We start from the raw sequence: 25,281 nt of genomic DNA, 5'->3' as shown, positions 1-25,281 counted from the left end.
TACCTCAGTTCTGCTCCGCCACGCTGGACTTGCCCTGGCGCGTTTCGATCTCGCCAATCAAGCGCTTGGCCAGCGCTGGGTAGTTCTCGTCGAAGTGGTGCCCACCTGGCAGCTTCATGCGTTCGCCCACGGCAGTCTTGTCGGTGCAACCGCTTTCATCGGTCTCTTCCACGCCATACACGCACACCACCTTGGAGGCCGGCAGCCTGGCCATTTCCGGCCCGGTCGGCGCCTCTTGGCCTTCCTTGCCCAGCCAGCCCTCGACTTCGATCTCGAAGCTGCCGCTGCGGGCGAAGGCCAGCAGCATCACGGCGTCGATACGCTGCTGGTCTTCGGCCGGCAGGCGGTTGTAGATGGCTGGCAGCACGTCGGCACCGAACGAATAGCCGGTCAGTACAAAGCGCTTGGTGCCCCATTTCTGACGGTAATGCTGCATCAGTTCCGACAGGTCGGCGGCACTTTGCTCAGGCGTCTTGTGCTGCCAGTAGTAACGCAGGGTATCGATGCCGACCACCGGGTAACCGAGCTTGGCCATTTCACCCGCCACGTCGCGGTCCAGGTCGCGCCAGCCACCATCACCGGACAGGAACAGCGTGACGGTATCGGTGGTCTGCCCAGCCGGCACTTCCACCACAGGGATGGCCAGCGCGTTGCCGTCGCGGCCTACCAGCGCCTGGGTCAGCTGCGCCTTGAGCACTTGCGGCAGGTGGATGTCGTAGTCGCTGATGCTGGTTTCGGCATTGGCCTGGTCGCGCACGAATGCAGCGCTGGCGTCATCCGGGTTGTCGTTCCAGGCGACGTTCCAGTGACCATGGGCGGCGGTCTTCGGCAGGGCGGCGGTGCAGCCGGGCTGCTCGACATTGAAGTCGACGGAGATGGCGCGGGCCTTGTCGTCCGTCTGTGCCGCCAGCCAGCGCCAGGCCTGGACGGCGCCCGGGCCGATGCCGGCGACCAGGGTCGGCTTCTCCGCCAACTGGCCCAGCGCCTGGTCCATCGCCTGCTGCTGCTTGCTGCAGTCGCCTGGCGGCAGGATGACCTGCACCAGTTGGGCCTCTGCGGCCTGGCTCAGGTCCAGCAGCTGCTTGTCGGACAGGGCCTGGTCCTGGGGCACGCCGATGGCGACCCGGGCCTTGGCATGCACACCGGGGGTGACGCGGGTAATGCGGGTGTCGTTGAGGGCCAGTTGCTCCAGGCGTGCCTCGGGGGCTGGGCGGGCCCACAGCCAGAAGCCAGCGGCCCCGGCGAGTGCCGCCAGGATCAGGGGTATCAGTACGTACAGCCAATAGCGTCGGATCATCAACGTTTCACCAATCCAGTCAGGCCGCCTGCAATCAGGGCGGCGGTGTCAGCCAGAGCAACCAGCGGGTCTAGCCCGGCCGGCACGGCCATGTAACGGGGTTCCCAGTCCGGCTGGAACTTGTCCTTGAAGCGCCGCAGGCCCTGGAAGTTGTAAAGCTGTTCGCCGCGGCGGAATACCATCGAGCCCAGGCGTTGGGTCAAGGGCGCGCCGCGCCGTGGCTGCAGGCCGGAAAGCGGGACCATGCCTAAGCTGAAGCGGCCATAGTCATGGCTTTTGTAGTGCAGGATCAGGCCGATCATCATGAATTCCATGGTCAGCTTCGGCGCCTGCGGGTGGGCGCGCATCAGGTCGAGGCTGGCCAGTTCGTTGCCGTGGGTTTCCAGCAGGTTGGCAAAGGCCACCGGTTGGCCTTGGAAGCGGATCAGGGCGATGCGAAAATGCTGCAGGTACTCGGGGCTGAAGCGCCCCAGCGAAAAGCCTTTTTCGCGCACGTTCTTGCCACCCAGCCAGGCGTCTGAGATTTCCTTGAGCTCGGCCAGGGGCGCATGGCCGGGTTCGTGGATCTCCAGGCTCAGGCCATCGCGGCCGCCGCGGTTCCAGGTGTAGCGCAGGTCTTTCATTTCCTTGCCCTTGGCTTCGAGGTCGAAGCGGCGCAAGTCGACTCGGGCTTCCTCGCCGAGCTTGAGCGCGGTCAGGCCTATGTCCATGTAGAACGGCAGGTTCTCCGCGCGCACCTGGTAGAACACTGGGCGGGCGTGGTGCAAGTCGCACAGGTCGCGGAACTGCCAGATCATCTCGGCACGTTCCTGGGCCGGGCCGATCGGGTCGTACAGCGCCACCAGGCTGCGGCCGCGCCGTGCGTACATGAGGAAGGCATTGTCATTCGGGTGGAACAGTAGGGCCTTGTCGCCGGTAAGCGCCAGGCCGCCGTCGGGTTGTTCGGAAGCCAGCAGGATGCGATTGGCGCGCTGCAATTCCTCGTCGTCGGGCAGGTGGATGACCGGGCGGGCGGTACGCAACAGCCACGTTAGTGCGACGATCACCAACAGTACCGCGCTGCCCATGGCCGCGCGCAGGCCGCGTGGGGCGTCAGCGTCGAGGGTGAACTGCCACCACAGTTGATGGCTGTAGGGGACGTCCTGGTAGGCGAACAGCAGCAGCCACACCGACGCACCAACCACGCAGGCGCTGGCCACCAGGTATACCGGGGAGAACGGCAGCTCCAGCAGCCGGCTTGGGCGGTAGAACGAGCGGCGGAACAGGGCGAGCAGGGCGGCGGTAAAGATCAGCAGGCTGGCTTCTTCCCAGTCGAAGCCTTTGAGCAGCGACAGCAGCGCGCCAACCAGCAGCAGCACCGTGGTCAGCAACCAGGCCGCAGACAGGCGCCGACGCAAGCCTTGGGCGAGCAACAGGCAGAGCACACCGATCAGGCTGGCACCGAAGTGCGAAGCATCGATCAGGCGGTGCGGCACCAGGAAGCCCATGTGCTCAAGACGGGTGTCGATCTCGGGCGTAGCGCCCGAAAACAGCAGCACCACCCCGGAAAGAAACACCAGAATCGCCAGGATAGGCGCGGCCAGGCCCGATGCAGCCTTGATAGCCTGTTGGGCAAACAGCAGGCGCTTTGCTTCATTGGCCAGCAGCAGCACGCAAGCCAGCAGCAAAGGCAGCACCACGTAGATCAAGCGGTACAGCAGCAGCGCGGCGGCCAGCGGTGCTGCGCCAAGCTGGTCGGCGAAGGCGGCCAGCAGGATCGCCTCGAACACCCCGACACCACCTGGCACATGGCTGAGCACGCCTGCGGCCAGGGCCAGCAGGTAGACCAGGACAAATGCGCCGAACGGTGGGGCTTCTGGCAGCAGCAGGTAGAGCACGGTAGCGGCGGCGGCGACGTCCAGTGCGGTGATGAGCAGTTGCAAAGCGGCCAGGCGCGCGCCGGGCAGGCGCAAGGTACGCCGACCGAGTTGCACCAGCAGGCTGTCCGCCAGTGGCTGATCTGCGACACGTCGGCGATACAGTCCGACCACCAGCACGGCGGTCAGGGCCAGCACGGCCATGGCGACTCCGGCCAGTACACTGGCGGGCAGGCGCAAGGCGGCAGCGGCCGCCGGCAGGTTGCTCAAGGTGGCCAAAGCCGCCAATGGGGGGAGGGCGCAGCCCAGCGAGAGGCTGGCAAACACTGTCATGCGTGCGACTTCGGCGGCGCCCAGCCCTTGGCGAGCATACAGGCGATAGCGCACCGAGCCGCCAGAGAGCATCGACAGGCCAATGGCGTTGCCGATGGCGAACGCGCTGAAGCCACCGAGCAAGAGTGTTCGTGCGGGCAACTTCACGGCGGCATAGCGGCTGGCCGACCATTCGTAACCCAACAGGATCACGAACCCGACGATTGCAGCCAGCAAGGCGCCGAGCAGTGATTGGGCCGGTATGCTGAGCATGGCGTCGTGCAGCGCATAGATGTCCAGCTCGCTCAGCAGGTGGCGGCAGGCAATCAGCGCCATGGCGAACAGCACCAGGGTCACGCCGAGGCCGATGGGTTGGCGGTAGCGGCTCAGCCGCTCCAGCCAGGGCAGCCGCTGCGCAGCCGCAGGCAACGCCGAGGCGAGAGGTGCCTGGGGTTCTGGGTTATGGGAGGTCATGGGTTACCCCGGGCATGCAGCGCGAGGCAGGGGGAAGGTGCGGCCAAGTGAAAGTCCCTTTGGAAACGTATCCAGATATTACTCCGGGCAACGTGACTTTCAGCCGCCCGGCACGGTTAAAGATAGTTCATCCAGAAGACGAGCTCTCAAACCCGGGGATTGGCTGAATATGAAAGGGTTTTCACGCGACGAAAAGCAACAAACCCCGCGCTGCTGTTACACAGGCGGGGTTTGTTCTGACGAATATGGTTGCGGGAGCCGGATTTGAACCGACGACCTTCGGGTTATGAGCCCGACGAGCTACCAGACTGCTCCATCCCGCGTCAGAGGGGCGCATTCTACAGCTTTGAACTTGCCGGTCAAGCACTAACTGTTGATTCAGCTAATTATTTCAGCGATGCTTTTTTCAGAGCAAAGAAAAAGGCCACTGTGTTAACAGTGGCCTCTTCTCGAATCTGGTTGCGGGAGCCGGATTTGAACCGACGACCTTCGGGTTATGAGCCCGACGAGCTACCAGGCTGCTCCATCCCGCGCCTGTGGAATCGAATTCTACAGCTTAAGCCTGGGGTGTCAAGCGTTAGTTATTGATTTAGCTGATTTTTCTAGCTGTGACCTTTTTAAAGGCCAAAGAAAAAGGCCACTGCGTTAACAGTGGCCTTTTCTCGAATCTGGTTGCGGGAGCCGGATTTGAACCGACGACCTTCGGGTTATGAGCCCGACGAGCTACCAGGCTGCTCCATCCCGCGCCTGTGAGATCGAATTCTACGGATTTCCTTCCCCATGTCAAGCTTTTCGTTCAAAAAAACCTTTTTCGTTCAAACCCTTAGCAGCTGTATCAGGCACGCACCTCAGATGCGCCGGGGCTTTCAGCCCGATTATCGAGCGCTGCCAGGCAGTGGCTGTCTAGGAGAAGGAGCATGCGGTACTATCTGTATGAATTTACAGTGCTGACGGTCATCCATGTCCCTGCGCAAGATCATCCACATCGACTGCGATTGTTTTTATGCCGCAATCGAGATGCGTGACGACCCGCGTCTGGCCGGCCGCCCCATGGCGGTAGGCGGCTCACCGGACCATCGTGGGGTGATCGCCACCTGCAATTATGAAGCGCGTGCCTATGGTGTGCGCTCGGCCATGTCTTCTCGTCACGCGCTCAAGCTTTGCCCAGACCTTGAGATCGTCAAGCCACGATTCGAGGCCTACCGCGAGGCTTCACGTGAGATCCATGCGATATTTCGTGACTACACCGAGCTGATCGAGCCGTTGTCGCTGGATGAGGCCTACCTGGATGTCAGTGACAGCCAATGGTACGCAGGCAGTGCCACGCGGATTGCCGAAGACATTCGCCGGCGGGTTGCCCGCACCTTGCATATCACGGTCTCGGCCGGGGTGGCGCCGAACAAGTTTCTGGCGAAGATCGCCAGTGACTGGCGCAAGCCCAACGGGATTTTCGTGATCACCCCGGACCAGGTGGAGGCCTTTGTCGCTGCCTTGCCTGTCGCCAGGTTGCATGGTGTGGGCAAGGTGACCGCAGACAAGCTCGCCCGGTTGGGTATCGACACCTGCCTGGACCTGCGCGACTGGACGCGGCTGGCGCTGGTGCGCGAATTCGGCAGTTTTGGTGAGCGCCTGTGGGGGCTGGCGCGGGGTGTCGACGAGCGGGCCGTGCAAAACGACAGCCGCAGGCAGTCGGTCAGCGTGGAAAACACCTACGACACCGACCTGCCGGACTTGGCCAGTTGCCTGGAGCGCTTGCCCGAGTTGCTGGACAGCCTGAATGAGCGGATCGCTCGCATGGACAGCAGTTATCGGCCGGACAAACCCTTCGTCAAGGTCAAGTTCCATGACTTCAGCCAGACCACGCTGGAGCAGGCGGGCGCGGGCAGGGACCTGGAGAGCTACCGGCAGTTGATGAAGCAGGCGTTTGCTCGCGGTGGCAAGCCGGTGCGCTTGTTGGGGGTTGGGGTGAGGTTGCGCGATTTGCGCGGGGCGCATGAGCAACTGGAGTTGTTCGCGGATAAATAAAGAGGGGCTGCATCAGCAGCCCCTCTTTATTACTGCACGATCATTGCGCGCCGGGATCAGCCACCAACCGGCCAGTGGCCTTGGTCAGTGCCTGCAGAAACTCCTGCTGCAGCTCCGGATCGTTGCGGGTCAGCTCGATCAGGCTCTGCTCCATCTCGCTGGCTTCCTCTTCCAGGCCCAGCTCCGAAAGGCGCTTGACCCGGTGTACCCACTGGCCGACATCGTCGTCTTCAAGGTCGTCGAAAATCAGCTCATGGGCTTCGCGCAGCTTGTTGCGCAGGGTGGCGCTGACCAGCAGGCTGGCATCGCCACGTACGGCGTTGTCCTCATCGACGACCTGCAGGTGCAGGGTGCCGACATGGTTCAGGTGCTGTTCCGAGAACGGGCTGTCGAGCAGGTTCAGGCGCAGCACACCGTTTCTGTCGGTGGTCAGCTCGTGGGTCATCTTGCCGGCCTTGACCTCGACCAAGCGCTCGCTCCAGGGCAGGCTGGTGAACTCTTCGCGCTTGTCCTTCTGCACTTCGCCGATCCCGGCCAAGTTTTGCTGGGCGCGGCCGTTGGACTGCACGTTCATGAACGGGTTGAGCCCGGCCACGCCATAGCTGAGCCAATCGTGGGTCACGCTTTCTGGCAGGTTGCCCAGGGCGAAGACATTGACCACGTTGGCGCCCAAGCCGGCCACCACGGCCACCGCGCCCAGCGGGATCTCGTAGACCTCCCGCCACGGCTGGTACGGCGTGTAGCGGTCGTAGCGGCGGGTCACTTCGAACTCGGTGACTTCGAAGCGCTTCTGTTCATGCACGCGCACACGGCGCTGCGGAAGCTCCATCACCTTCGGCTCGCCGACATCGATCTGCAGGGTGTGTTCGAGCAGTTTTCGCTCGACGCGCTCCTCATGCTCACTGCGCTGGGACATCTGGTTGGCGCAGCCGCTGACGAGCAGGGCGCCGCACAGTGCGGCGCCCCCCAGGGTAAAGGTACTTCGCTTGGACATGATCACTCGTGCATTGATTATCAGCGGCGAACGCGGGCCTGCAGGAAGCTCAGCACTTCATTGAGTGGCAGCGCTTGAGCGTCCTGTTCGGTGCGGTGCTTGTATTCCAGGTTGCCTTCGGCCAGGCCGCGGTCGCTGACGACGATGCGGTGCGGGATGCCGATCAACTCCATGTCGGCAAACTTGATGCCTGGGCTGGTCTTCTTGTCGCGGTCATCCAGCAGCACTTCAAAGCCTGCGGCCGTCAGTTCGGCGTACAGCTTGTCAGTGGCTTCGCGTACCACGTCGGTTTCGTAGCGCAGCGGCACCAGGGCAATCTGGAAGGGTGCCAGGGCATCGTTCCAGATGATGCCCTTGTCGTCATAGCTCTGCTCGATGGCAGCGGCGACCACGCGGGAAACGCCAATGCCGTAGCAGCCCATGGACAGCACCACCGGCTTGCCGTTCTCACCCAGTACCTGGCACTTGAGCGCCTCGCTGTACTTGGTGCCGAGCTGGAAGATGTGGCCGACTTCGATGCCGCGCTTGATCACCAGGGTGCCCTGGCCATCCGGGCTTGGGTCGCCTTCGACGACGTTGCGCAGGTCGGCAACCTGAGGGACCGGCAGGTCGCGCTCCCAGTTGACGCCGAAGTAGTGCTTGTCGTCGATGTTGGCGCCGACGGCGAAATCGCTCATCAAGGCAACCGAACGGTCGATCACGCATTCCAGTGGCAGGTTCAGCGGGCCGAGCGAGCCGGCGCCAGCGCCAATGGCCTCGCGCAGGTCGGCCTCGGTGGCCATTACCAGTGGGTCGGCAACCTGCTCCAGCTTGGTGGCCTTGATTTCGTTGAGCTCGTGGTCGCCACGTACTACCAGGGCGATCAGTTTGCCTTCTTCTGCGCCGCGCACGATCAAGGTCTTGACGGTCTTCTCGATCGGCAGGTCGTGGTTTTCAACCAGCTCGGCGATGGTCTTGGCCTTTGGCGTGTCGACTAGGCGCAGCTCCTCGGCAGGGGCTGGGCGCACGGATTCGCGTGGGATGGCTTCGGCCTTCTCGATGTTGGCAGCATAATCGGAGCTGTCGCTGAAGATCACGTCGTCTTCGCCGGAGTCGGCCAATACGTGGAATTCGTGCGAGTAGCTGCCACCAATGGAGCCGGTGTCGGCTTGCACTGGGCGGAAGTCCAGGCCCAGGCGGGTGAAGACGTTGGAGTACGCCTGGTGCATGCGGTCGTAGGTTTCCTGCAGGGAAGCCTGGTCGGCATGGAAGGAGTAGGCGTCCTTCATGATGAACTCGCGGCCGCGCATCAGGCCGAAGCGTGGGCGGATTTCATCACGGAATTTGGTCTGGATCTGGTACATGTTGAGTGGCAGCTGTTTATAGCTGGACAGCTCGTTGCGGGCCAGGTCGGTGATCACTTCTTCATGGGTCGGGCCGACGCAGAAGTCGCGTTGGTGACGGTCCTTCAGGCGCAGCAGCTCAGGGCCGTACTGTTCCCAGCGGCCGGATTCCTGCCACAGTTCGGCGGGCTGGATGCTGGGCATCAGCACTTCCAGGGCCCCGGCGGCGTTCATTTCCTCGCGCACCACGGCTTCGACCTTGCGCATGACCCGCAGGCCCATCGGCAGCCAGGTGTACAGGCCGGAGGCCAGCTTGCGGATCATGCCGGCACGCAGCATGAGCTGATGGCTGATGACCACTGCGTCGGCAGGGGTTTCTTTCTGGGTGGCGAGCAAATATTGACTGGTGCGCATGGTTAGCCGTGTCGATTGCCTAAGACATTGAAATGACCCCGCATTGTACGGGGGCGAAACGAAGGCGTACAGGATGCCCCAGGGCGTGGCAAATGTCAGCCAAGAAAAAGCCCGGCAAGCGTGCCGGGCTTTCTCAGGTGCGGGGCACTATAAGCGAGGCTTACAGGATGCTCAGCGGGTATTCGACGATCAGGCGCAGTTCGTCGATCGAGTTCGAACCGTAATACACACCGTCGGCGGAGCGGTAGGTGGCTTGACGGACGCGGAAGCTCAGGTCTTTCGCCGGGCCGCTCTGCATCACGTACTTGACGTCGATGTCGCGTTCCCATTCCTTGCCGTCGTCGGTGGTGCGGGTGGTTGCACCGGTACCGCGAGCGTAACGGGTCATGAAGGTCAGGCCTGGCACGCCGAATTCGGCGAAGTTCAGGTCGTAGCGAGCCTGCCAGGACTTCTCGTCTTCGGCGTTGAAGTCGGAACGGGCGATGGAGTTGGCCAGGAACACGGTACCGCCACCGTCTACGCCGTAGGCGTAGTCGCCGTCACCGCTGACTTTCTGGTAGGCCAGGGTGAAGGTGTGGGCGCCGACGTTGTAGGCGGCCGACAGGCTGGCGGCGATGTTGTCGAGTTCATTGCTACCGTCGGACTTGGTGACGAACGCGCCAGTGCGGTTGTCGCCGATGGATTTGGTGTCATAGATGTTGAAGTCGAACACCAGGCCTTGCTTGTCGCTGATCGGCAGCGCCCAGTTGATGTTGCCGTACCACTTGCGGAAGTGATCTTCGACGCGCGAGTAGTAGACGCTGGTGCTGAGGCTGTCGGTAAAGGCGTAGGTGCCGCCGAAGATGTTGGCTTCGGTCAGGTTCAGGCTGTCGTGGTACGTCTGAGCCTGGGCATTCATGGCGGTGAAGTGACCGGCGTTCAGGGTCAGGCCTTTGATCTCGTTGCTGGTGATCAAGCCACCTTCGGCAACTTCCGGCAGCAGTCGGCTGTCGTCAGTGGCGAAGACCGGCATGGCAGTGAACTGGCTGCCGTACTTCAGCACGGTATTGGAGATGCGCAGTTTTACAGCGCCGCCGGCTTCGGAGTAATCATCCTGCGAACGGCCGTCGGAGCCAGTCGGGAACAGACCGGTGCCGGCACGACCCTTGCCGCTGTCCAGTTTCAGGCCGAGCATGCCGATGGCGTCTACGCCGAAGCCTACAGTGCCTTGGGTGAAGCCCGACTCGTAAGTGCCGAGGAAGCCGAGGCCGGTTTCTTCCACACGGCTTTGACGATCACCCGTATCAGGATCACGGTCGTTATTACGGAAGTCACGGCTGAAGTACAGCATGCGAGTTTTGACGTTCAGCTGGCTGTCTTCGATGAAACCCTTGGACTCGTCTTGTGCAGAGGCGAAGGCCAATTGCGAGGTCCCTGCCGATACGGCCAGGGCGATCATGCTCCACTTCATCACGCGCATCGTGATTTGCTCCTTTGGTTTTTAGGAAGAGTACCGCTGCGCCCAAGTGTTTTAGTTATATGGGGCAGCTCTTTCTTGTTATGTCGGCGGAAATGTATAGCACGCTGACTGTTGTTGGCGATATGGGTATAAACAACCTTTCGGGAACTTTACGGCCATGTCGCTTTTCGGTATTTCCATGTCGCAAATTACGTCCCGGAATTCCGGGGCGTACAACGCCAGCGCTGTGCCTGTCACCGTAACGATTCTGTAACTACCGGTTCCGGTTGAGGAAACTCCCTGGTGTATCCAAAGCGGCTGTTGTTATTTGTCGCGTACATCGCTTGATGCAGATGTCGTGCCGACTTGGTGTGGGAAGAATGCAACAAGCGTGCTCAAAATTAACAACGCTTCATGAAATTTTCACAAATGCGCCTTCAGAAGCCGAAAAGCCCCGAAAATACGGGGTGGGCACTGTCTGATGGTGTGCCAACTATCGTTGTGCTTTCAGGTGGAAAAGCTGTCATAAAAGTCAATGTGTTACCGGCAACTGTTCATGTTGAGTCGTTCGGGTGTGTAGAAGTGTGGTGGTGTACTCGTTTGCGGCCTCATTTTGGTGCGAAAAGTAGCGCGGTGTTACCTCGGTTGTGCAGGCGCCGGTCATTGATGAACTTAAAGTGTGCAACGGGGGTAGGCGTGCATGCTGTCACAAGAGAAGCAGGGTATCCTTGCGCGATGTTCTCGCGTGGCGCTGGCCCGCATAGTGTGTTGGAGGTTTTTGTGTTTGAGATGGATTCGCGTTTGCAGCAGGATGCCCTGGTGCTTGGAGAATTTCCGCTGTGCCGTCTGCTGCTCAGCAAGGATGCCAATTACCCTTGGTTCATCCTGGTGCCCAAGCGCGAGGGTGTGAGCGAGTTGTTCGACTTGAACCAGGCAGACCAGGTGCAGTTGTGGAAAGAAACCACCTACCTGGCTGAGGCCCTCAAGGGCGAGTTTGCAGCTGACAAGATGAACGTTGCCACGCTCGGCAACGTGGTCAGCCAGATGCATATGCATGTGATCGTTCGCCGCCATGGCGATGCCGCCTGGCCAGCGCCGGTCTGGGGCAAGGTGGCTGCGGTCGACTATGCGCCGGGGCAGGTCGACGCCATCCGTCAGCGTCTGCGCACGCTGCTAGACAACGATTACCAGGAGGCTTGAATGTCACTGGAATTGCGCATCATCGAGCTGGAAACCCGTCAGGCGTTTCAGGATGACACCCTCCAGGAGTTGAATGACGTGGTGGTCGAGCAGGGGCGGGTGATTCAGCGCCTGCAATTGCAGATGGCCGAGCTGATCAAGCGTTACGAAGAGATGGTCGGCCAGTACGGCAGTGAGGGTGAAGAAGCGCCGCCGCCTCATTACTGAGTGCTGCAGCCCTGGGGTTGCCCCAGGGCTGCACAAGGTCAGCGGCGGGTTACCGCGACCACATCTTCGGCCTGCAGGCCCTTGTCGCGGTGCATCACAGAGAACTCCACACGCTGGCCTTCGACCAGGATGCGGTGGCCTTCGCCGCGGATGGCGCGGAAGTGGACGAAGATATCGTCACCCGAATCGCGCGAAATGAAACCGAAGCCTTTGGAGGTGTTGAACCACTTCACGGTGCCGGTATCCCGCTTGCCGGTCTCCAGTGGCACGCCTTGGCTTGCGCGGGCTCTTCGGGGGCTGCGGGCAAAGCCCACGGCCAAGTGCAGGACAACGGCGAGTGCCGCGCAGACCAATGCGGCCAGGTTGCCCATTTCCGGGCGGGCCAGCAGGGTCAGGGTCTGCAGTACCACCGCTACTACCAGCAGGGCGCAGGCCAAGTGTTGCAGTTGCTGGCGGGCGCCTCGGTAATAGAGGGGGACAACCGGTGCCAGTAGCAGGTTGAGCAGGCCGAGCAGGGCCAGGTAGACCGCGTCGGGTTGCTGCAGGAAGGGTGTTGCGTCGGTTTTCAGGCTGGGTATGAGCGATAGCAGCAAAGCCGCAGCGCCCGTCACCAGGTGGACGATCTTGAACATGGGGTTGGCTCACAGTTGATAAGGCCGATCACAGGAAGAGCTGGCAGCACGGTGCGCATGAGGTGTAGAGCGCGAACACGTGGTGGGCCAGCCTATGCACCCGGCAATAACAGTCCGCACGGGTGGCACGGTGCCTATTTAACAGCAAAGCCTGAGCCTTCTCAAACCGCTGGCGCTTGCGGCCGATGTGTTGCCTTGGGTCATGGGCGCGTTGCGCCAAGTGTTGATACAGTGAATGGGGCTCGCTTGATCATCAAGCCATATGGAAAAGGGGAACTTCATGGCAATCGATATCGGTATCAGTGAAGAAGATCGCAAATCCATCGTCGAAGGGCTTTCCCGCCTGTTGTCGGATACCTACGTGCTGTATCTGAAAACCCATAACTTTCATTGGAACGTGACCGGACCCTCGTTTCGCACCCTGCACCTGATGTTCGAAGAGCAATACAACGAGCTGGCGTTGGCGGTCGATTCGATCGCCGAGCGGATTCGTGCGTTGGGCTTCCCGGCGCCGGGGTCTTATGCCTTTTATGCGCGGCATTCGTCGATCAAGGAGGAGGAGGGCGTGCCGGTGGCGGACGAAATGATCCGTCAGCTTGTCCAGGGGCAAGAGGCTGTGGTGCGTACCGCTCGCAGTATCTTCCCGGTGGTGGACAAGGTCAGTGACGAGCCGACCGCCGACTTGCTGACCCAGCGGATGCAAGTGCACGAAAAAACGGCCTGGATGCTGCGGGTGCTGCTTGACGGTAAATGACCTGACGCAAACATGAACGCGGCCTGAAAGCCCGGTCGAGCCCTGCTCGACCGGGCTTTTTCGATTGTGCGGGAAGGCTTTGCCGCTGCTTTGCGTCCGCTTGCGCGCGCTTCATTGCGCACTTGATTCCTGTGCCCGGTTTGTCTCGAGGCGCAGGGAAGACACCAGTGGCGAGGAAATGGAACGCATGATGCGAGGGAGCAAGCGTGTAGGCGGGCAGGGTCGCTGCCCGGTCAAGCAGTGCATCGATCCGTTCAGGGCGGATTTCGACATGTTGCAGATTCGGCCAGTGTCGCGCTCTGTGCGGCTTAACGGCTTTTCCACCTGCCTGCGCCTGGAGGCGGTGTATTGGGGTATTCTCGAGGGCATCGCCGAGGCCAATGAATGCTCGGTCAGTGCCGTGCTTTCCTATGTGGACCGCGAGGTACACCTGCGCCAGGGTGGGGTGCGTAACTTCAGCGGCCTGATCCGAGTGATCTGCGTGGCCTGGCTGCAGCAACCGTCCAGCGTACGCTGATCGCCAGGCGGGCTGCGCAGTGCCTGTTAACCATATATAATCCCGCTTTTTGCTGCCCCGGCAGCCAGTGTTATGGTTGACGAGAGACACCCATGCCCCTTTACGACTATCAATGTGCAGCCTGCGATCATCGGATGGAAGCGCTGCAGAAAATCAGCGCCTCGCCATTGACCGACTGCCCGGCCTGCCAGGCGCCGGCATTGAAGAAGCTGCTGTCGGTCCCCGGCTTTCGCCTGAGCGGTAGCGGCTGGTACGAAACCGACTTCAAGACCGGGGCGAAAAAGAATCTTGCAGGCGGCGACAAGGCCGACTGAGTTGAATTGCAGTAGCCGGGTCTTGCAGTATTAGCCCCCTGGGGCGGCCAAGGCCTCCATCGAATACACGAATCACGAGAAGCGAAACCACCATCATGATGCGCAGCCATTATTGCGGCCAACTGAACGAGAGCCTGGACGGCCAGGAAGTCACCCTTTGCGGCTGGGTCCATCGTCGCCGCGACCACGGCGGGGTGATCTTCCTCGACATCCGTGACCGCGAAGGCATGGCCCAGGTCGTGTTCGACCCGGACCGCGCCGAAACCTTCGCCGCCGCCGACCGCGTGCGCAGCGAATACGTGGTGCAGATCACCGGTAAGGTACGCAAGCGCCCTGAAGGCGCGGTCAACGCCAACATGGCCTCCGGCGGTATCGAGATCCTCGGCTACCAGCTGACCGTTCTCAACGAGGCGGAAACCCCGCCGTTCCCGTTGAACGAATATTCCGATGTGGGCGAAGAAACCCGTCTGCGTTATCGTTTCATCGACCTGCGTCGCCCGGAAATGGCCGAAAAGCTGCGTCTGCGCTCGCGCATCACCACCAGCATCCGTCGCTTCCTCGACGAGAACGGCTTCCTCGACGTCGAAACGCCGATCCTCACCCGGGCCACCCCGGAAGGCGCGCGTGACTACCTGGTGCCAAGCCGTACCCACGCGGGCAGTTTCTTCGCCCTGCCGCAGTCGCCTCAGTTGTTCAAGCAGTTGCTGATGGTTGCCGGCTTCGACCGCTATTACCAGATCGCCAAATGCTTCCGTGACGAAGACCTGCGTGCTGACCGTCAGCCAGAGTTCACCCAGATCGACATCGAGACCAGCTTCCTCGATGAGTCCGAGATCATGGGCCTCACCGAAAGCATGATCCGCAAGCTGTTCAAGGAAGTGCTGGACCTGGAGTTCGGTGAATTCCCGCACATGACCTTCGAAGAGGCCATGCGCCGCTACGGTTCCGACAAGCCAGACCTGCGTAACCCGCTGGAGCTGGTCGACGTTGCCGACCAGCTGAAAGATGTCGATTTCAAGGTCTTCGCCGGCCCGGCAAACGATCCGAAATGCCGCGTTACCGCGCTGCGCCTGCCAGGCGGCGCCAGCATGCCGCGCAGCAAGATCGACGAGTACACCAAGTTCGTCGGCATCTATGGTGCCAAGGGTCTGGCGTACATCAAGGTCAACGAGCGCGCCAAGGGTGTTGAAGGCCTGCAGTCGCCGATCGTCAAGAACATTCCCGAGGCCAACCTCAATGTGATCCTCGATCGCGTTGGCGCGGTCGATGGCGACATCGTGTTCTTCGGCGCCGACAAGGCCAAGATCGTCAGCGAAGCCTTGGGCGCGCTGCGGATCAAGGTCGGCAACGACTTCAACCTGCACACCTGCGAGTGGGCACCGATGTGGGTCGTCGACTTCCCGATGTTCGAAGAGAACGAAGACGGCAGCTTCACCGCGCTGCACCACCCGTTCACTGCGCCGAAGTGCAGCCCGGAAGAGCTCGAAGCCAACCCGGCCACCGCGCTGTCGCGTGCCTACGACATGGTGCTGAACGGCACCGAGCTGGGTGGCGGTTCGATCCGTATCCACCGTAAGGAGATGCAACAGGCGGTGTTCCGTCTGCTGGGTATCGAAGCGGCGGAACAGGAAGAGAAATTCGGCTTCCTGCTCGACGCGCTGAAGTTCGGTGCACCGCCTCACGGTGGCCTGGCCTTTGGCCTGGACCGCCTGGTGATGCTGATGACCGGCGCACAGTCGATCCGTGAAGTGATCGCCTTCCCGAAAACCCAGAGCGCCGCCTGCGTGATGACCCAGGCCCCAGGCCTGGTCGACGCCAAGGCCCTGCGCGAGCTGCACATCCGCCTGCGCGAACAGACCAAGGTCGAGTAAGCGGACCCCGGGCGCATCCACATGGATGCGCCTTTGCGTTACGGCGCAAGATTTTGTCGTTGCGCCCCGTCTTGGGGCGCAATTGTTTGTGTTTCAAGGATTTGGAGTTGTTATGGCTGGTCATTCCAAGTGGGCGAACATCAAGCACCGCAAAGAGCGCCAGGATGCCAAGAGAGGCAAGATCTTCACCAAGTGGATCCGTGAACTGACCGTCGCGGCCAAGCAGGGTGGTGGCGATCCGGCCTCCAACCCGCGCCTGCGCCTGGCACTGGACAAGGCCCTGGGTGCCAACATGAGCCGCGATATCATTGATCGCGCTGTGGCCCGGGGTGCTGGCACCAACGAAAGCGACAACGTCGAAGAACTCAGCTACGAGGGTTACGGCCCGGGTGGCGTGGCGATCATGGTCGAAGCCATGACCGACAACCGCAACCGTACCGCCGCCGCCGTGCGTCATGCCTTCACCAAGTGCGGCGGCAACCTCGGCACTGATGGTTCGGTGGCCTACCTGTTCGAGCGCAAGGGGCAGATCAGCTTCGCGCCGGGTGTCGACGAAGATGCGCTGATGGAAGCCGCCATGGAGGCCGATGCCGACGACGTGGTGAGCAATGAAGATGGCTCGTTCGAGGTCTTCACCTCGTTCAACAGCTTCTACGCCGTGCGTAACGCCTTGGAAGAAGCGGGCTTCAAGGCCGCGGACGCGGAGATCGTCATGCAGCCGACCACCAGCGCCGAACTGGATCAGGAGGGCGCAGAAAAAGTGCTCAAGCTGATCGACATGCTCGAAGACCTGGATGATGTGCAAAACGTCTATTCCAATGCGCAGATTTCCGACGAGATCATGGAAAAACTCGGCTAAGGTGTCGCCAGCAAGGTCGTAGTTGGGGCTGCTGCGCAGCCCATCGCCGGCAAGCCGGCTCCCACAGGTCGCGCGCTCGCTATGCCGGTGGGAGCTGGCTTGCCGGCGATGGGCCGCGCAGCGGCCCCAATGGCCTTGAATGGAGCTGAGGCTTTCACGCATTCCCCCCCTTATACGACAGGCGTTATGACTCTGATTCTTGGTATCGACCCCGGTTCGCGCATCACCGGCTATGGCGTTGTGCGCCAGACTGCCCGTGGTTGTGAGTACGTGGCGTCGGGTTGTATCCGCACCGGCAGCGGTGAATTGCACGAGCGCTTGCAGATCGTATTTCGCGGTGTCAGTGAAATCATTGCCCAGCATGGCCCTGTGACCATGGGCATTGAGCGCGTGTTCATGGCGCGCAACCCCGATTCGGCGCTCAAGCTTGGCCAGGCGCGTGGCGCGGCCATCGTCGCCGCCGCCGAGGCCGGCCTGGAAATCGCCGAATACAGTGCAACCCAGGTCAAGCAGGCGGTGGCTGGCACCGGCGGGGCCAACAAGGAACAGGTGATGCTGATGGTCATGCACCTGCTCAAGCTGACCCAGAAACCGCAGATCGACGCGTCCGACGCCCTGGCCATCGCTTTGTGCCATGCCCATACCCGCTCCAGCCTGGTGCCCCATGGCCTGGCTACGGCGCGACGGCGCGGCGGGCGCTTGCGTCTGTAGGCGCTTCATGCGCTGATACACATTTTGTCCGGGTGAATCGTTTGCCCGTTGCATTTGCTGATAGGGTTGAGCGGTCTTTGATCGGCTCCCCGAGAGGAAGGATCGGAACGTGATTGGACGTTTGCGCGGCACCCTGGCGGAAAAACAACCGCCGCACCTGATTATCGACGTCAATGGCGTGGGCTATGAGCTGGAAGTGCCGATGACCACCCTGTATCGCCTGCCCAAGGTGGGCGAAACGGTGACCGTGCATACCCACCTGGTGGTCCGCGAAGACGCCCACCTGCTGTACGGCTTCCACGAAAAGCGTGAGCGCGAGCTGTTCCGCGAGCTGATTCGCCTCAATGGCGTGGGCCCGAAGCTGGCGCTGGCGCTGATGTCCGGCCTTGAAGCCGATGAACTGGTGCGTTGCGTGCAAGCTCAGGACACCTCGGCACTGGTACGTGTGCCCGGTGTCGGCAAGAAGACCGCCGAGCGCCTGCTGGTCGAGCTCAAGGACCGCTTCAAGGCCTGGGAAACCTCGCCGGCCATGTTCACCCTGGTCTCCGATGGCCCGGTGCCGGCCAGCAGCGCCTCCACGGCGGAGGCCGATGCCGTCAGCGCCTTGGTTTCCCTGGGCTACAAGCCGCAGGAGGCCAGCAAGGCCGTGTCCGCAATCAAGGACAAGGCCGGCCTTAGCAGCGAAGAGCTGATCCGCCGCAGCCTCAAAGGGATGATTACCAAGTGATCGAAGCCGACCGCCTGATCGCCGCCAGTGGCCGCGACCGTGAAGAAGTCCAGGACCGGGCGATCCGCCCGCTGCGCCTGGACGAGTACATCGGCCAGCCGGTGGTGCGCGAGCAGATGGCGCTGTTCATCCAGGCTGCCCGCGGTCGCAACGAATCGCTTGACCACACGCTGATCTTCGGCCCGCCCGGGTTGGGCAAGACCACCCTGGCCAACATCATCGCCCAGGAAATGGGCGTGTCGGTCAAGAGCACTTCGGGGCCGATTCTCGAGCGCCCGGGCGACCTGGCGGCCATGCTGACCAACCTCGAGCCGCATGACGTGCTGTTCATCGACGAGATCCATCGTCTGTCGCCGGTCGTCGAAGAGGTGCTGTACCCGGCCATGGAGGATTTCCAGCTCGACATCATGATCGGTGAAGGCCCGGCGGCCCGTTCCATCAAGCTCGACCTGCCGCCCTTCACCCTGGTAGGGGCTACCACCCGTGCTGGCATGCTCACCAACCCGCTGCGTGACCGGTTCGGTATCGTCCAGCGCCTGGAGTTCTACAGCGACAAGGACTTGGCGACCATCGTCAGCCGTTCGGCCAAGATCCTCGGCCTGGTCATCGAGGACCTCGGTGCCTACGAGATCGCCCGCCGTGCCCGTGGCACGCCGCGTATTGCCAACCGCCTTCTGCGCCGTGTGCGTGATTACGCCGAGGTACGTGGCAAAGGGCAGATCACCAAGGCCGTGGCTGACATGGCGCTGAACCTGCTGGACGTCGACGAGCGTGGTTTCGACCACTCCGACCGCCGCCTGCTGCTGACCATGATCGAGAAGTTCGACGGTGGCCCGGTGGGCGTGGACAACCTGGCTGCAGCGATCAGTGAAGAGCGCCATACCATCGAGGACGTGCTAGAGCCCTACCTGATCCAGCAGGGCTACATCATGCGCACGCCTCGCGGGCGCGTGGTCACGCGGCATGCCTACCTGCACTTTGGCCTGAATGTGCCCGGACGCCTGGGCGACGGGGCGGATTTTTCCGAAGCAGGCGATGAATGACAGATCAAAAGCGACTTTTCGTGGTCCTACCGCTGGCATGCCCTATGGTTGCTGGCAATAAGACATTAATGAAGAAAAAACAGTTGCCGCAGCGGATTGGCAAGCTGAGGAGTAAGCACTAGAGTATGCGCGCGCAAAATGGCCTGGAACCTTTCGCACACCGTTGTCGCGTCTATTACGAAGATACCGATGCCGGCGGCGTGGTGTATTACGTCAACTACCTGAAATTCATGGAGCGCGCGCGTACCGAGCGGCTGCGGCACCTGGGGTTTTCCCAGCAGCAGCTGGCCGGGGACAACCTGCTGTTCGTGGTCCATTCCAGCGAGGCGCGCTATCACGCGCCGGCGCGGCTGGACGATGAGCTGCTGGTTACTGCGCAAGTACTTGAACTCAATCGCGCCAGCCTGCGTTTCGTACAGCAGGTCTGGCGCGAAAAGGATGAAACGCTGCTCTGTGAAGGGCAGTTCCTGGTGGCCGCCGTGCGCGCCGACACTTTCAAACCCCGAGCCCTACCCCCGGAGCTGCGCGACGCCTTTGTGGCGGACGGCTCGGGTACTCAATCGAATGCAGGAGAATAAGCGTGGAAGCTAACGTCGTCGACCATACCTCCATGTGGAGTCTGGTCAGCAATGCCAGCGTGGTGGTACAGCTGGTAATGCTGACCCTGGTGGCCGCCTCGGTCACTTCATGGATCATGATCTTCCAGCGCAGCACCATGCTGCGCGCCGGTCGTCGTGCGCTGGATGCCTTTGAGGAGCGCTTCTGGTCGGGCATCGACCTGTCCAAGCTGTACCGTCAGGCAGGTAGCAACCCGGACCCTGATTCGGGCGTGGAGCAAGTCTTCCGGGCCGGCTTCAAGGAATTCTCGCGTCTGCGCCAGCAGCCGGGCGTGGACCCGGACGCAGTCATGGAAGGCGTAGGCCGGGCCATGCGCGTGGCCATCTCGCGTGAGGAAGAAAAGCTCGAGCAGAGCCTGCCGTTCCTCGCCACCGTTGGTTCGACCAGCCCGTACATCGGCCTGTTCGGTACCGTGTGGGGCATCATGAACTCCTTCCGCGGCCTGGCCAGCGCCCAGCAGGCCACCCTGGCCACCGTTGCCCCCGGCATCGCCGAAGCACTGATCGCCACCGCCATCGGCCTGTTCGCGGCAATCCCGGCGGTTATCGCCTACAACCGTTTCGCCGCGCGCAGCGAAGTGCTGATCGGTCGTTACTACACCTTCGCCGACGAGTTCCAGGCGATCCTGCACCGCAAAGTGCACACCAGCGAAGAGTAATCAGGTAGAAGCCCATGGCCCGAGTTCGCCACAAACGCAAGCCGGTCGCCGAGATGAACGTGGTGCCCTACATCGACGTGATGCTGGTGCTGCTGGTCATCTTCATGGTGACGGCCCCCATGCTCAACCAGGGCGTGAAGGTCGACCTGCCCAAGGTTTCCAGCGAAGCCTTGCCGCAGGACAACAACGTCCAGATCCTCACCATTTCCATCAAGGCCGACAAGACCTACTACTGGAACCTCGGCAGCGAAGTCGATACCGACAAGCAGATGGACAAGGCCATGACCTTGCCCGACATGACCAACGCGGTGACCAAGATCATTGCCGCCGGTCGCGATCAGGGCAAGCAGACCCAGGTCTTTATCCGTGGCGACAAGGCTGTCGACTACGGCGCCGTCATGGGCGCCATGGGCGGGTTGCAGAAGGCCGGTGTCGGTAACGTTGGCCTGATTACCGAGGCGCCCTGATGCAACAGCGAGAGCCATCCGCCTCGGAAAGCTACTTCTGGCCCAGTGTCTGGGCCATCGGCCTGCACGTACTGGTGTTCGCACTGCTGTTCGTCAGTTTTGCCATGACGCCAGAATTGCCGCCTTCCAAGCCGATCGTTCAGGCTACCCTGTATCAGCTCAAGTCCAAGAGCCAGGCGACCACCCAGACCAATCAGAAGATTGCAGGGGAAGCGAAGAAAACCGCCTCGCGCCAGACCGAAGTCGAGCAGCTGGAGCAGAAGAAGGTCGAGCAGGAAGCCGTGAAGGCTGCGGAACAAAAGAAAGCCGATGCCGCTCAAAAGGCCGAAGAGGCTCGCGAAGCTGCCGAGGCGAAGAAGGCCGAGGAAGCCGCGAAGGCCAGCGAGGCCAAGAAAGCCGCCGAAGCCAAGAAGGCCGACGAAGCGAAAAAAGCCGCTGAAAAACAGCAGGCCGATATCGCCAAGAAAAAGGCTGAGGAAGAGGCCAAGAAACAGGCCGAGGAAGAAGCCAAGAAACAAGCCGCCGAGGACGCCAAGAAAAAGGCAGCCGAGGAGGCGAAGAAGAAAGCAGCCGAGGACGCCAAGAAAAAAGCGGCGGCCGAGGATGCGAAGAAGAAGGCAGCTGAAGAGGCCAAGAAAAAGGCCGCTGCAGACGCTCAGAAGAAGAAGGCACAGGAAGCGGCCCGCAAGTCGGCGGAAGACAAGAAAGCTCAGGCCCTGGCCGAGCTGTTGTCCGACACCACCGAGCGGCAGCAGGCGCTGGCCGATGAGCAGGGTGACCAGGTGGCCGGCGATTTCGACGACCTGATCCGGATGCGCGCGGCCGAAGGTTGGGCGCGTCCACCTTCTGCGCGCAAAGGCATGACGGTAGTCCTGCAGATCAACATGCTGCCGGATGGCACCATCACCAACGTCAGTGTGTTGCGCTCCAGTGGCGACGGCCCATTTGACAGTTCGGCGGTGGCAGCAATGAAGAACATCGGTCGTCTGACCGAAATGCAGGGTATGAAGCCGAGCGATTTCAACCGGTATCGCTCGTTCAAGATGACATTTACTCCTGAGGATCTAGCGTTGTGATTACACTCCTTCGAGGACTGCTGGTCATGCTGTGCTGCGTGGCAGGCATGGCCATGGCAGAGGAAAAGAACATCCTGGTCACCAGCGGCAGCGATCGGGCGACGCCCATCGCGGTAGTGCCGTTCGGTCTGCAGGGTGGCAGTGTGCTGCCGGAAGACATGGCCGATATCATCGGCAACGACCTGCGCAACTCCGGCTACTACTCGCCCATCCCACGGCAGAACATGATCAGCCAGCCTACCCAGGCCAGCGAAGTGATCTTCCGTGACTGGAAAGCCCTGGGCGCACAGTACGTGATGGTCGGCAGCATTACGCCATCGGGTGGTCGCCTGCAGGTGCAATACGCACTGTTCAACGTCGCCACCGAGCAGCAAGTGCTGACCGGCAGCGTTGCCGGCACCGCCGACCAGCTGCGCGACATGTCGCACTACATCGCCGACCAGTCGTTCGAGAAGCTCACCGGCATCAAGGGTGCGTTTTCCACTCGCATGCTGTACGTGACCGCCGAGCGCTTCTCGACCAACAACACCCGTTACACCCTGCAGCGTTCCGACTACGACGGTGCCCGCGCAGTGACCCTGCTGCAATCGCGTGAGCCGATCCTGTCGCCGCGCTTCGCGCCGGATGGCAAACGTATTGCGTATGTCTCGTTCGAGCAGAAGCGTCCGCGCATCTTCGTCCAGCACATCGATACCGGTCGCCGCGAGCAGGTCACCAACTTCGAAGGCCTGAACGGTGCGCCGGCCTGGTCGCCTGACGGTTCGCGCCTGGCGTTCGTGCTGTCGAAAGACGGTAACCCCGACATCTATGTGATGAACGTGGCTTCGCGCCAGATCAGTCGTGTCACCGCCGGCCCGGGTATCAATACCGAACCATTCTGGGGCAAGGATGGCAACACCCTGTACTTCACCTCCGACCGTGGTGGCAAACCGCAGATCTACAAACAATCGGTTAGCGGTGGTAGTGCCGAGCGCGTGACATTCGTGGGTAACTACAACGCCAACCCGAAACTCTCGGCGGACGAAAAGACCCTGGTAATGATTCACCGTCAGCAGGGTTTCACCAACTTTAAAGTGGCGGCACAGGACTTGCAGCGTGGAAGTGTAAAGATTCTCACGGAAACAAGTCTTGATGAGTCTCCCACTGTTGCGCCTAACGGCACCATGCTAATCTACGCCACCCGCCAGCAGGGCCGGGGAGTCTTGATGCTCGTGTCGCTTAATGGCCGCGTGAGGCTCCCACTTCCTACCGCTCAAGGCGAAGTCAGAGAACCGTCCTGGTCCCCTTACCTGAACTGATTGCGGCGTAATACGTTTTGCTTAACACACTGGGGTTTCATTAGGAGTTTCACGATGGAAATGCTGAAGTTTGGTAAATTTGCTGCGCTGGCTCTGGCCATGGCTGTAGCTGTAGGTTGCTCCTCGAAGGGCGGTGACAATGCGGGTGAAGGCGCTGTTGACCCGAACGCTGGCTACGGTGCCAACACTGGTGCTGTCGACGGCTCCCTGAGCGAAGAAGCCGCCCTGCGCGCAATCACCACCTTCTACTTCGAATACGACAGCTCGGACCTGAAGCCAGAAGCCATGCGCGCTCTGGACGTTCACGCCAAGGACCTGAAGTCCAACGGCAACCGCGTTGTTCTGGAAGGCAACACCGACGAGCGCGGCACCCGCGAGTACAACATGGCTCTGGGTGAGCGTCGTGCCAAGGCCGTTCAGCGTTACCTGGTTCTGCAGGGCGTTTCCCCTGCTCAGCTGGAACTGGTCTCCTACGGCGAAGAGCGTCCAGTTGCCACCGGCAACGACGAGCAGTCCTGGGCTCAGAACCGTCGCGTAGAACTGCGTAAGTAAGTTCCTATGCGAATGTGCCGTCGTGTTGTAACCGTCCTCGCACTCAGCCTTCCGCTTTCAGCGTGGGCTGCGGTTCCTGTAGTAGATGACAACGCGGGTGGGTATCCACCTTCGGGTTATGGCACGAGCGGCGCCTATGCCGGGGCAGGGGCTTCGACCCCTGCCTCAGCACAGGGCCAGCTGTTCATGCAGCTGCAACAGATGCAGGACCAGCTTTCCCGTCAGCAAGGCATCATCGAAGAGCTGCAGAACGATGTGTCGCGCATGAAGCAGGAAAACCTGGAGCGATACCAGGACCTGGACCGTCGCATCAACAGTGGTGGCGCGCCCGCAGCGACCCCCGACAATTCCTCCACCGGTGGTGCACCCGATGCCGCCGCCGGTGCAGCAGCAGGCGCCGCTGGCGCTGCTGCGCAGCAACCGGCTGGCAACAGCGAGCCGGGTGATCCGGCGAAAGAGAAGCTCTACTACGACGCGGCTTTCGACCAGATCAAGCAAAAGGACTTCGACAAGGCCAGCCAGGCGTTCAACGCCTTCCTGCGCAAGTACCCGAACAGCCAGTACGCAGGCAACGCCCAGTACTGGTTGGGTGAAGTGAACTTGGCCAAAGGCGACCTGCCTGCTGCCAGCCAAGCCTTCGCCCAGGTTAGCCAGAAGTACCCGAAACACAGCAAGGTGCCGGATTCGCTGTACAAACTGGCCGACGTCGAGCGCCGCATGGGCCATACCGACAAAGTCAAAGGCATCCTGCAGCAGGTCATCACCCAGTACCCCGGCACCTCTGCCGCGCAACTGGCGCAACGCGACCTGCAGAAGCTCTAAGCCGCACCGTTCGAAAGAAACCCGCGCCAGTCGCGGGTTTTTTCGTTAGAATCACTGCCCTTTTTCTTAAACACGCTGCTGCGGATAACGCCATGTCGAGTCCGCGACAGTGCCTGACGGAGGCGGACAGCCTGTTTAGCTGTCACGCCCGTGGCGATCATGCAAGACACATTACGTATCACCGAAGTCTTTTACTCGTTGCAGGGTGAAACACGAACGGCTGGGCTGCCCACGGTTTTCGTGCGCCTCACCGGTTGCCCCCTGCGCTGTCAGTACTGCGACAGTGCTTACGCCTTCACTGGCGGTACTATCCGCACACTCGATTCGATCATGGAGCAGGTAGCCGGTTTCAAACCGCGCTATGTCTGTGTCACCGGTGGCGAACCACTTGCCCAGCCCAATGCCTTGCCTTTGCTGCAGCGCTTGTGCGACGCCGGTTACGAGGTTTCATTGGAAACCAGCGGCGCGCTGGATATCTCGGGCACCGATGTGCGCGTCAGCCGTGTGGTCGACCTGAAGACCCCGGGGTCCGAAGAGTCGCACCGCAACCGCTACGAGAACATCGAGCAACTGACCCATAACGACCAGGTCAAGTTCGTCATCTGTTCACGTGAGGACTATGACTGGGCGGTGTCCAAGTTGATCCAGTACAACCTGGCAGAACGTGCCGGTGAGGTGCTGTTTTCGCCAAGCCACCACCAGGTCAGTGCCAGCGACCTCGCCGACTGGATCGTTGCCGACAACCTGCCCGTGCGTTTCCAGCTGCAGCTGCACAAGCTGCTGTGGAACGACGAACCCGGACGTTGATTGAGAGTTAATGCAC

The 25,281-nt window shown here is 61.4% G+C and carries 25 protein-coding genes and 3 tRNA genes; 19 read left to right on the top strand and 9 right to left on the bottom strand.

The features are described 5' to 3' along the window. Positions 1-4: 4 nt before the first annotated feature. The 5 genes from ACIPIJ_RS02540 to ACIPIJ_RS02520 all read right to left on the bottom strand — a co-directional run bounded on the left by ACIPIJ_RS02540 (position 5) and on the right by ACIPIJ_RS02520 (position 4,685). Positions 5-1,297: a virulence factor family protein gene (locus ACIPIJ_RS02540; RefSeq protein ID WP_401072386.1), complete on the bottom strand. Its 1,293-nt coding sequence runs from the start codon at positions 1,295-1,297 to the stop codon at positions 5-7. After that, positions 1,297-3,939: a bifunctional lysylphosphatidylglycerol flippase/synthetase MprF gene (gene mprF / locus ACIPIJ_RS02535; protein ID WP_401072384.1), complete on the bottom strand. Its 2,643-nt coding sequence runs from the start codon at positions 3,937-3,939 to the stop codon at positions 1,297-1,299. The genes ACIPIJ_RS02540 and mprF overlap by 1 nt, the downstream gene beginning before the upstream one ends. A 246-nt stretch (positions 3,940-4,185) precedes the next feature. Then, positions 4,186-4,262 (bottom strand) — tRNA-Met (locus ACIPIJ_RS02530). Between the two features lie 133 nt (positions 4,263-4,395). Continuing rightward, positions 4,396-4,472: transfer RNA gene (locus ACIPIJ_RS02525), tRNA-Met, on the bottom strand. Between the two features lie 136 nt (positions 4,473-4,608). Next, positions 4,609-4,685, bottom strand: a tRNA-Met gene (locus ACIPIJ_RS02520). Positions 4,686-4,905: 220 nt separating this feature from the next. Here ACIPIJ_RS02520 and dinB point away from each other — a divergent pair. Beyond that, complete coding sequence (gene dinB / locus ACIPIJ_RS02515) at positions 4,906-5,964, top strand: DNA polymerase IV (protein WP_401073413.1); 1,059 nt, start codon at positions 4,906-4,908, stop codon at positions 5,962-5,964. Between the two features lie 40 nt (positions 5,965-6,004). Here the strand turns inward: dinB and ACIPIJ_RS02510 are convergent, their stop codons facing one another. The 3 genes from ACIPIJ_RS02510 to ACIPIJ_RS02500 form a co-directional block, all read right to left on the bottom strand. Next, on the bottom strand, positions 6,005-6,958 hold the full coding sequence (locus ACIPIJ_RS02510; protein ID WP_401072382.1) for a hypothetical protein: 954 nt from the start codon (positions 6,956-6,958) through the stop codon (positions 6,005-6,007). A 20-nt stretch (positions 6,959-6,978) separates the two neighbouring features. Continuing rightward, the gene (locus tag ACIPIJ_RS02505; protein WP_401072380.1) at positions 6,979-8,694 is read right to left on the bottom strand and encodes a proline--tRNA ligase; all 1,716 of its coding nucleotides are present in this window, start codon (positions 8,692-8,694) and stop codon (positions 6,979-6,981) included. Between the two features lie 160 nt (positions 8,695-8,854). Beyond that, a complete protein-coding gene (locus tag ACIPIJ_RS02500; protein WP_401072378.1) occupies positions 8,855-10,153 on the bottom strand; it encodes an OprD family porin in 1,299 nt (432 codons plus the stop codon). 759 nt (positions 10,154-10,912) lie between these two features. Between ACIPIJ_RS02500 and ACIPIJ_RS02495 the strand changes: the two genes are divergently transcribed. Both ACIPIJ_RS02495 and ACIPIJ_RS02490 read left to right on the top strand, forming a co-directional pair. Continuing rightward, on the top strand, positions 10,913-11,332 hold the full coding sequence (locus tag ACIPIJ_RS02495; protein WP_401072376.1) for an HIT family protein: 420 nt from the start codon (positions 10,913-10,915) through the stop codon (positions 11,330-11,332). Continuing rightward, positions 11,333-11,539 (top strand): SlyX family protein, encoded by a 207-nt coding sequence (locus ACIPIJ_RS02490; RefSeq protein WP_401072374.1) that lies wholly within the window; start codon positions 11,333-11,335, stop codon positions 11,537-11,539. It begins immediately after the preceding gene. 38 nt (positions 11,540-11,577) lie between these two features. On the opposite strand, the gene ACIPIJ_RS02485 is transcribed toward ACIPIJ_RS02490, so the two are convergent. Then, positions 11,578-12,171, bottom strand: a complete 594-nt coding sequence (locus tag ACIPIJ_RS02485) for a cold shock domain-containing protein membrane protein (RefSeq protein WP_401072372.1) — start codon at positions 12,169-12,171, stop codon at positions 11,578-11,580. 280 nt (positions 12,172-12,451) lie between these two features. Here ACIPIJ_RS02485 and ACIPIJ_RS02480 point away from each other — a divergent pair, with 280 nt between their 5' ends. The 16 genes from ACIPIJ_RS02480 to queE all read left to right on the top strand — a co-directional run bounded on the left by ACIPIJ_RS02480 (position 12,452) and on the right by queE (position 25,265). Beyond that, a complete protein-coding gene (locus ACIPIJ_RS02480) occupies positions 12,452-12,925 on the top strand; it encodes a Dps family protein (RefSeq protein ID WP_016392255.1) in 474 nt (157 codons plus the stop codon). 187 nt (positions 12,926-13,112) lie between these two features. After that, positions 13,113-13,442, top strand: coding sequence for a ribbon-helix-helix domain-containing protein (locus ACIPIJ_RS02475; protein WP_401072370.1), 330 nt, complete (start codon positions 13,113-13,115; stop codon positions 13,440-13,442). 92 nt (positions 13,443-13,534) lie between these two features. Further along, positions 13,535-13,756: an FmdB family zinc ribbon protein gene (locus ACIPIJ_RS02470; RefSeq protein ID WP_401072368.1), complete on the top strand. Its 222-nt coding sequence runs from the start codon at positions 13,535-13,537 to the stop codon at positions 13,754-13,756. A gap of 95 nt (positions 13,757-13,851) precedes the next feature. Next, positions 13,852-15,627: an aspartate--tRNA ligase gene (aspS, locus tag ACIPIJ_RS02465; RefSeq protein ID WP_401072366.1), complete on the top strand. Its 1,776-nt coding sequence runs from the start codon at positions 13,852-13,854 to the stop codon at positions 15,625-15,627. 112 nt (positions 15,628-15,739) lie between these two features. Next, entirely contained in the window at positions 15,740-16,486 is a 747-nt protein-coding gene (locus ACIPIJ_RS02460) for a YebC/PmpR family DNA-binding transcriptional regulator (RefSeq protein ID WP_401072364.1), read from the top strand. A 186-nt stretch (positions 16,487-16,672) separates the two neighbouring features. Beyond that, positions 16,673-17,197: a crossover junction endodeoxyribonuclease RuvC gene (gene ruvC / locus ACIPIJ_RS02455; RefSeq protein ID WP_012315820.1), complete on the top strand. Its 525-nt coding sequence runs from the start codon at positions 16,673-16,675 to the stop codon at positions 17,195-17,197. 109 nt (positions 17,198-17,306) lie between these two features. Beyond that, positions 17,307-17,924, top strand: a complete 618-nt coding sequence (ruvA, locus tag ACIPIJ_RS02450; RefSeq protein WP_401072362.1) for a Holliday junction branch migration protein RuvA — start codon at positions 17,307-17,309, stop codon at positions 17,922-17,924. After that, complete coding sequence (ruvB, locus tag ACIPIJ_RS02445; protein ID WP_401072360.1) at positions 17,921-18,967, top strand: Holliday junction branch migration DNA helicase RuvB; 1,047 nt, start codon at positions 17,921-17,923, stop codon at positions 18,965-18,967. Before ruvA ends, ruvB begins: the two co-directional genes overlap by 4 nt. Before the next feature lie 125 nt (positions 18,968-19,092). Then, positions 19,093-19,545, top strand: a complete 453-nt coding sequence (gene ybgC, locus ACIPIJ_RS02440) for a tol-pal system-associated acyl-CoA thioesterase (protein ID WP_401072358.1) — start codon at positions 19,093-19,095, stop codon at positions 19,543-19,545. A 2-nt stretch (positions 19,546-19,547) separates the two neighbouring features. Next, a complete protein-coding gene (gene tolQ / locus ACIPIJ_RS02435; RefSeq protein ID WP_010952367.1) occupies positions 19,548-20,243 on the top strand; it encodes a protein TolQ in 696 nt (231 codons plus the stop codon). 14 nt (positions 20,244-20,257) lie between these two features. Continuing rightward, on the top strand, positions 20,258-20,710 hold the full coding sequence (gene tolR / locus ACIPIJ_RS02430) for a protein TolR (protein WP_012273765.1): 453 nt from the start codon (positions 20,258-20,260) through the stop codon (positions 20,708-20,710). Beyond that, positions 20,710-21,786 (top strand): cell envelope integrity protein TolA, encoded by a 1,077-nt coding sequence (gene tolA, locus ACIPIJ_RS02425; protein WP_401072356.1) that lies wholly within the window; start codon positions 20,710-20,712, stop codon positions 21,784-21,786. The genes tolR and tolA overlap by 1 nt, the downstream gene beginning before the upstream one ends. After that, positions 21,783-23,084, top strand: coding sequence for a Tol-Pal system beta propeller repeat protein TolB (tolB, locus tag ACIPIJ_RS02420; RefSeq protein ID WP_401072354.1), 1,302 nt, complete (start codon positions 21,783-21,785; stop codon positions 23,082-23,084). Before tolA ends, tolB begins: the two co-directional genes overlap by 4 nt. A gap of 54 nt (positions 23,085-23,138) precedes the next feature. Continuing rightward, positions 23,139-23,636 (top strand): peptidoglycan-associated lipoprotein Pal, encoded by a 498-nt coding sequence (pal, locus tag ACIPIJ_RS02415; protein WP_008090230.1) that lies wholly within the window; start codon positions 23,139-23,141, stop codon positions 23,634-23,636. A gap of 6 nt (positions 23,637-23,642) precedes the next feature. Beyond that, positions 23,643-24,458, top strand: coding sequence for a tol-pal system protein YbgF (gene ybgF / locus ACIPIJ_RS02410; protein ID WP_401072352.1), 816 nt, complete (start codon positions 23,643-23,645; stop codon positions 24,456-24,458). Between the two features lie 159 nt (positions 24,459-24,617). Further along, positions 24,618-25,265, top strand: a complete 648-nt coding sequence (gene queE, locus ACIPIJ_RS02405) for a 7-carboxy-7-deazaguanine synthase QueE (protein WP_401072350.1) — start codon at positions 24,618-24,620, stop codon at positions 25,263-25,265. Positions 25,266-25,281: the final 16 nt, after the last annotated feature.

The sequence above is a fragment of the Pseudomonas sp. NPDC087185 genome (genome assembly GCF_044744955.1).
Classification (GTDB): domain Bacteria; phylum Pseudomonadota; class Gammaproteobacteria; order Pseudomonadales; family Pseudomonadaceae; genus Aquipseudomonas.
This window is presented reverse-complemented; position numbering and strand designations above follow the sequence as displayed.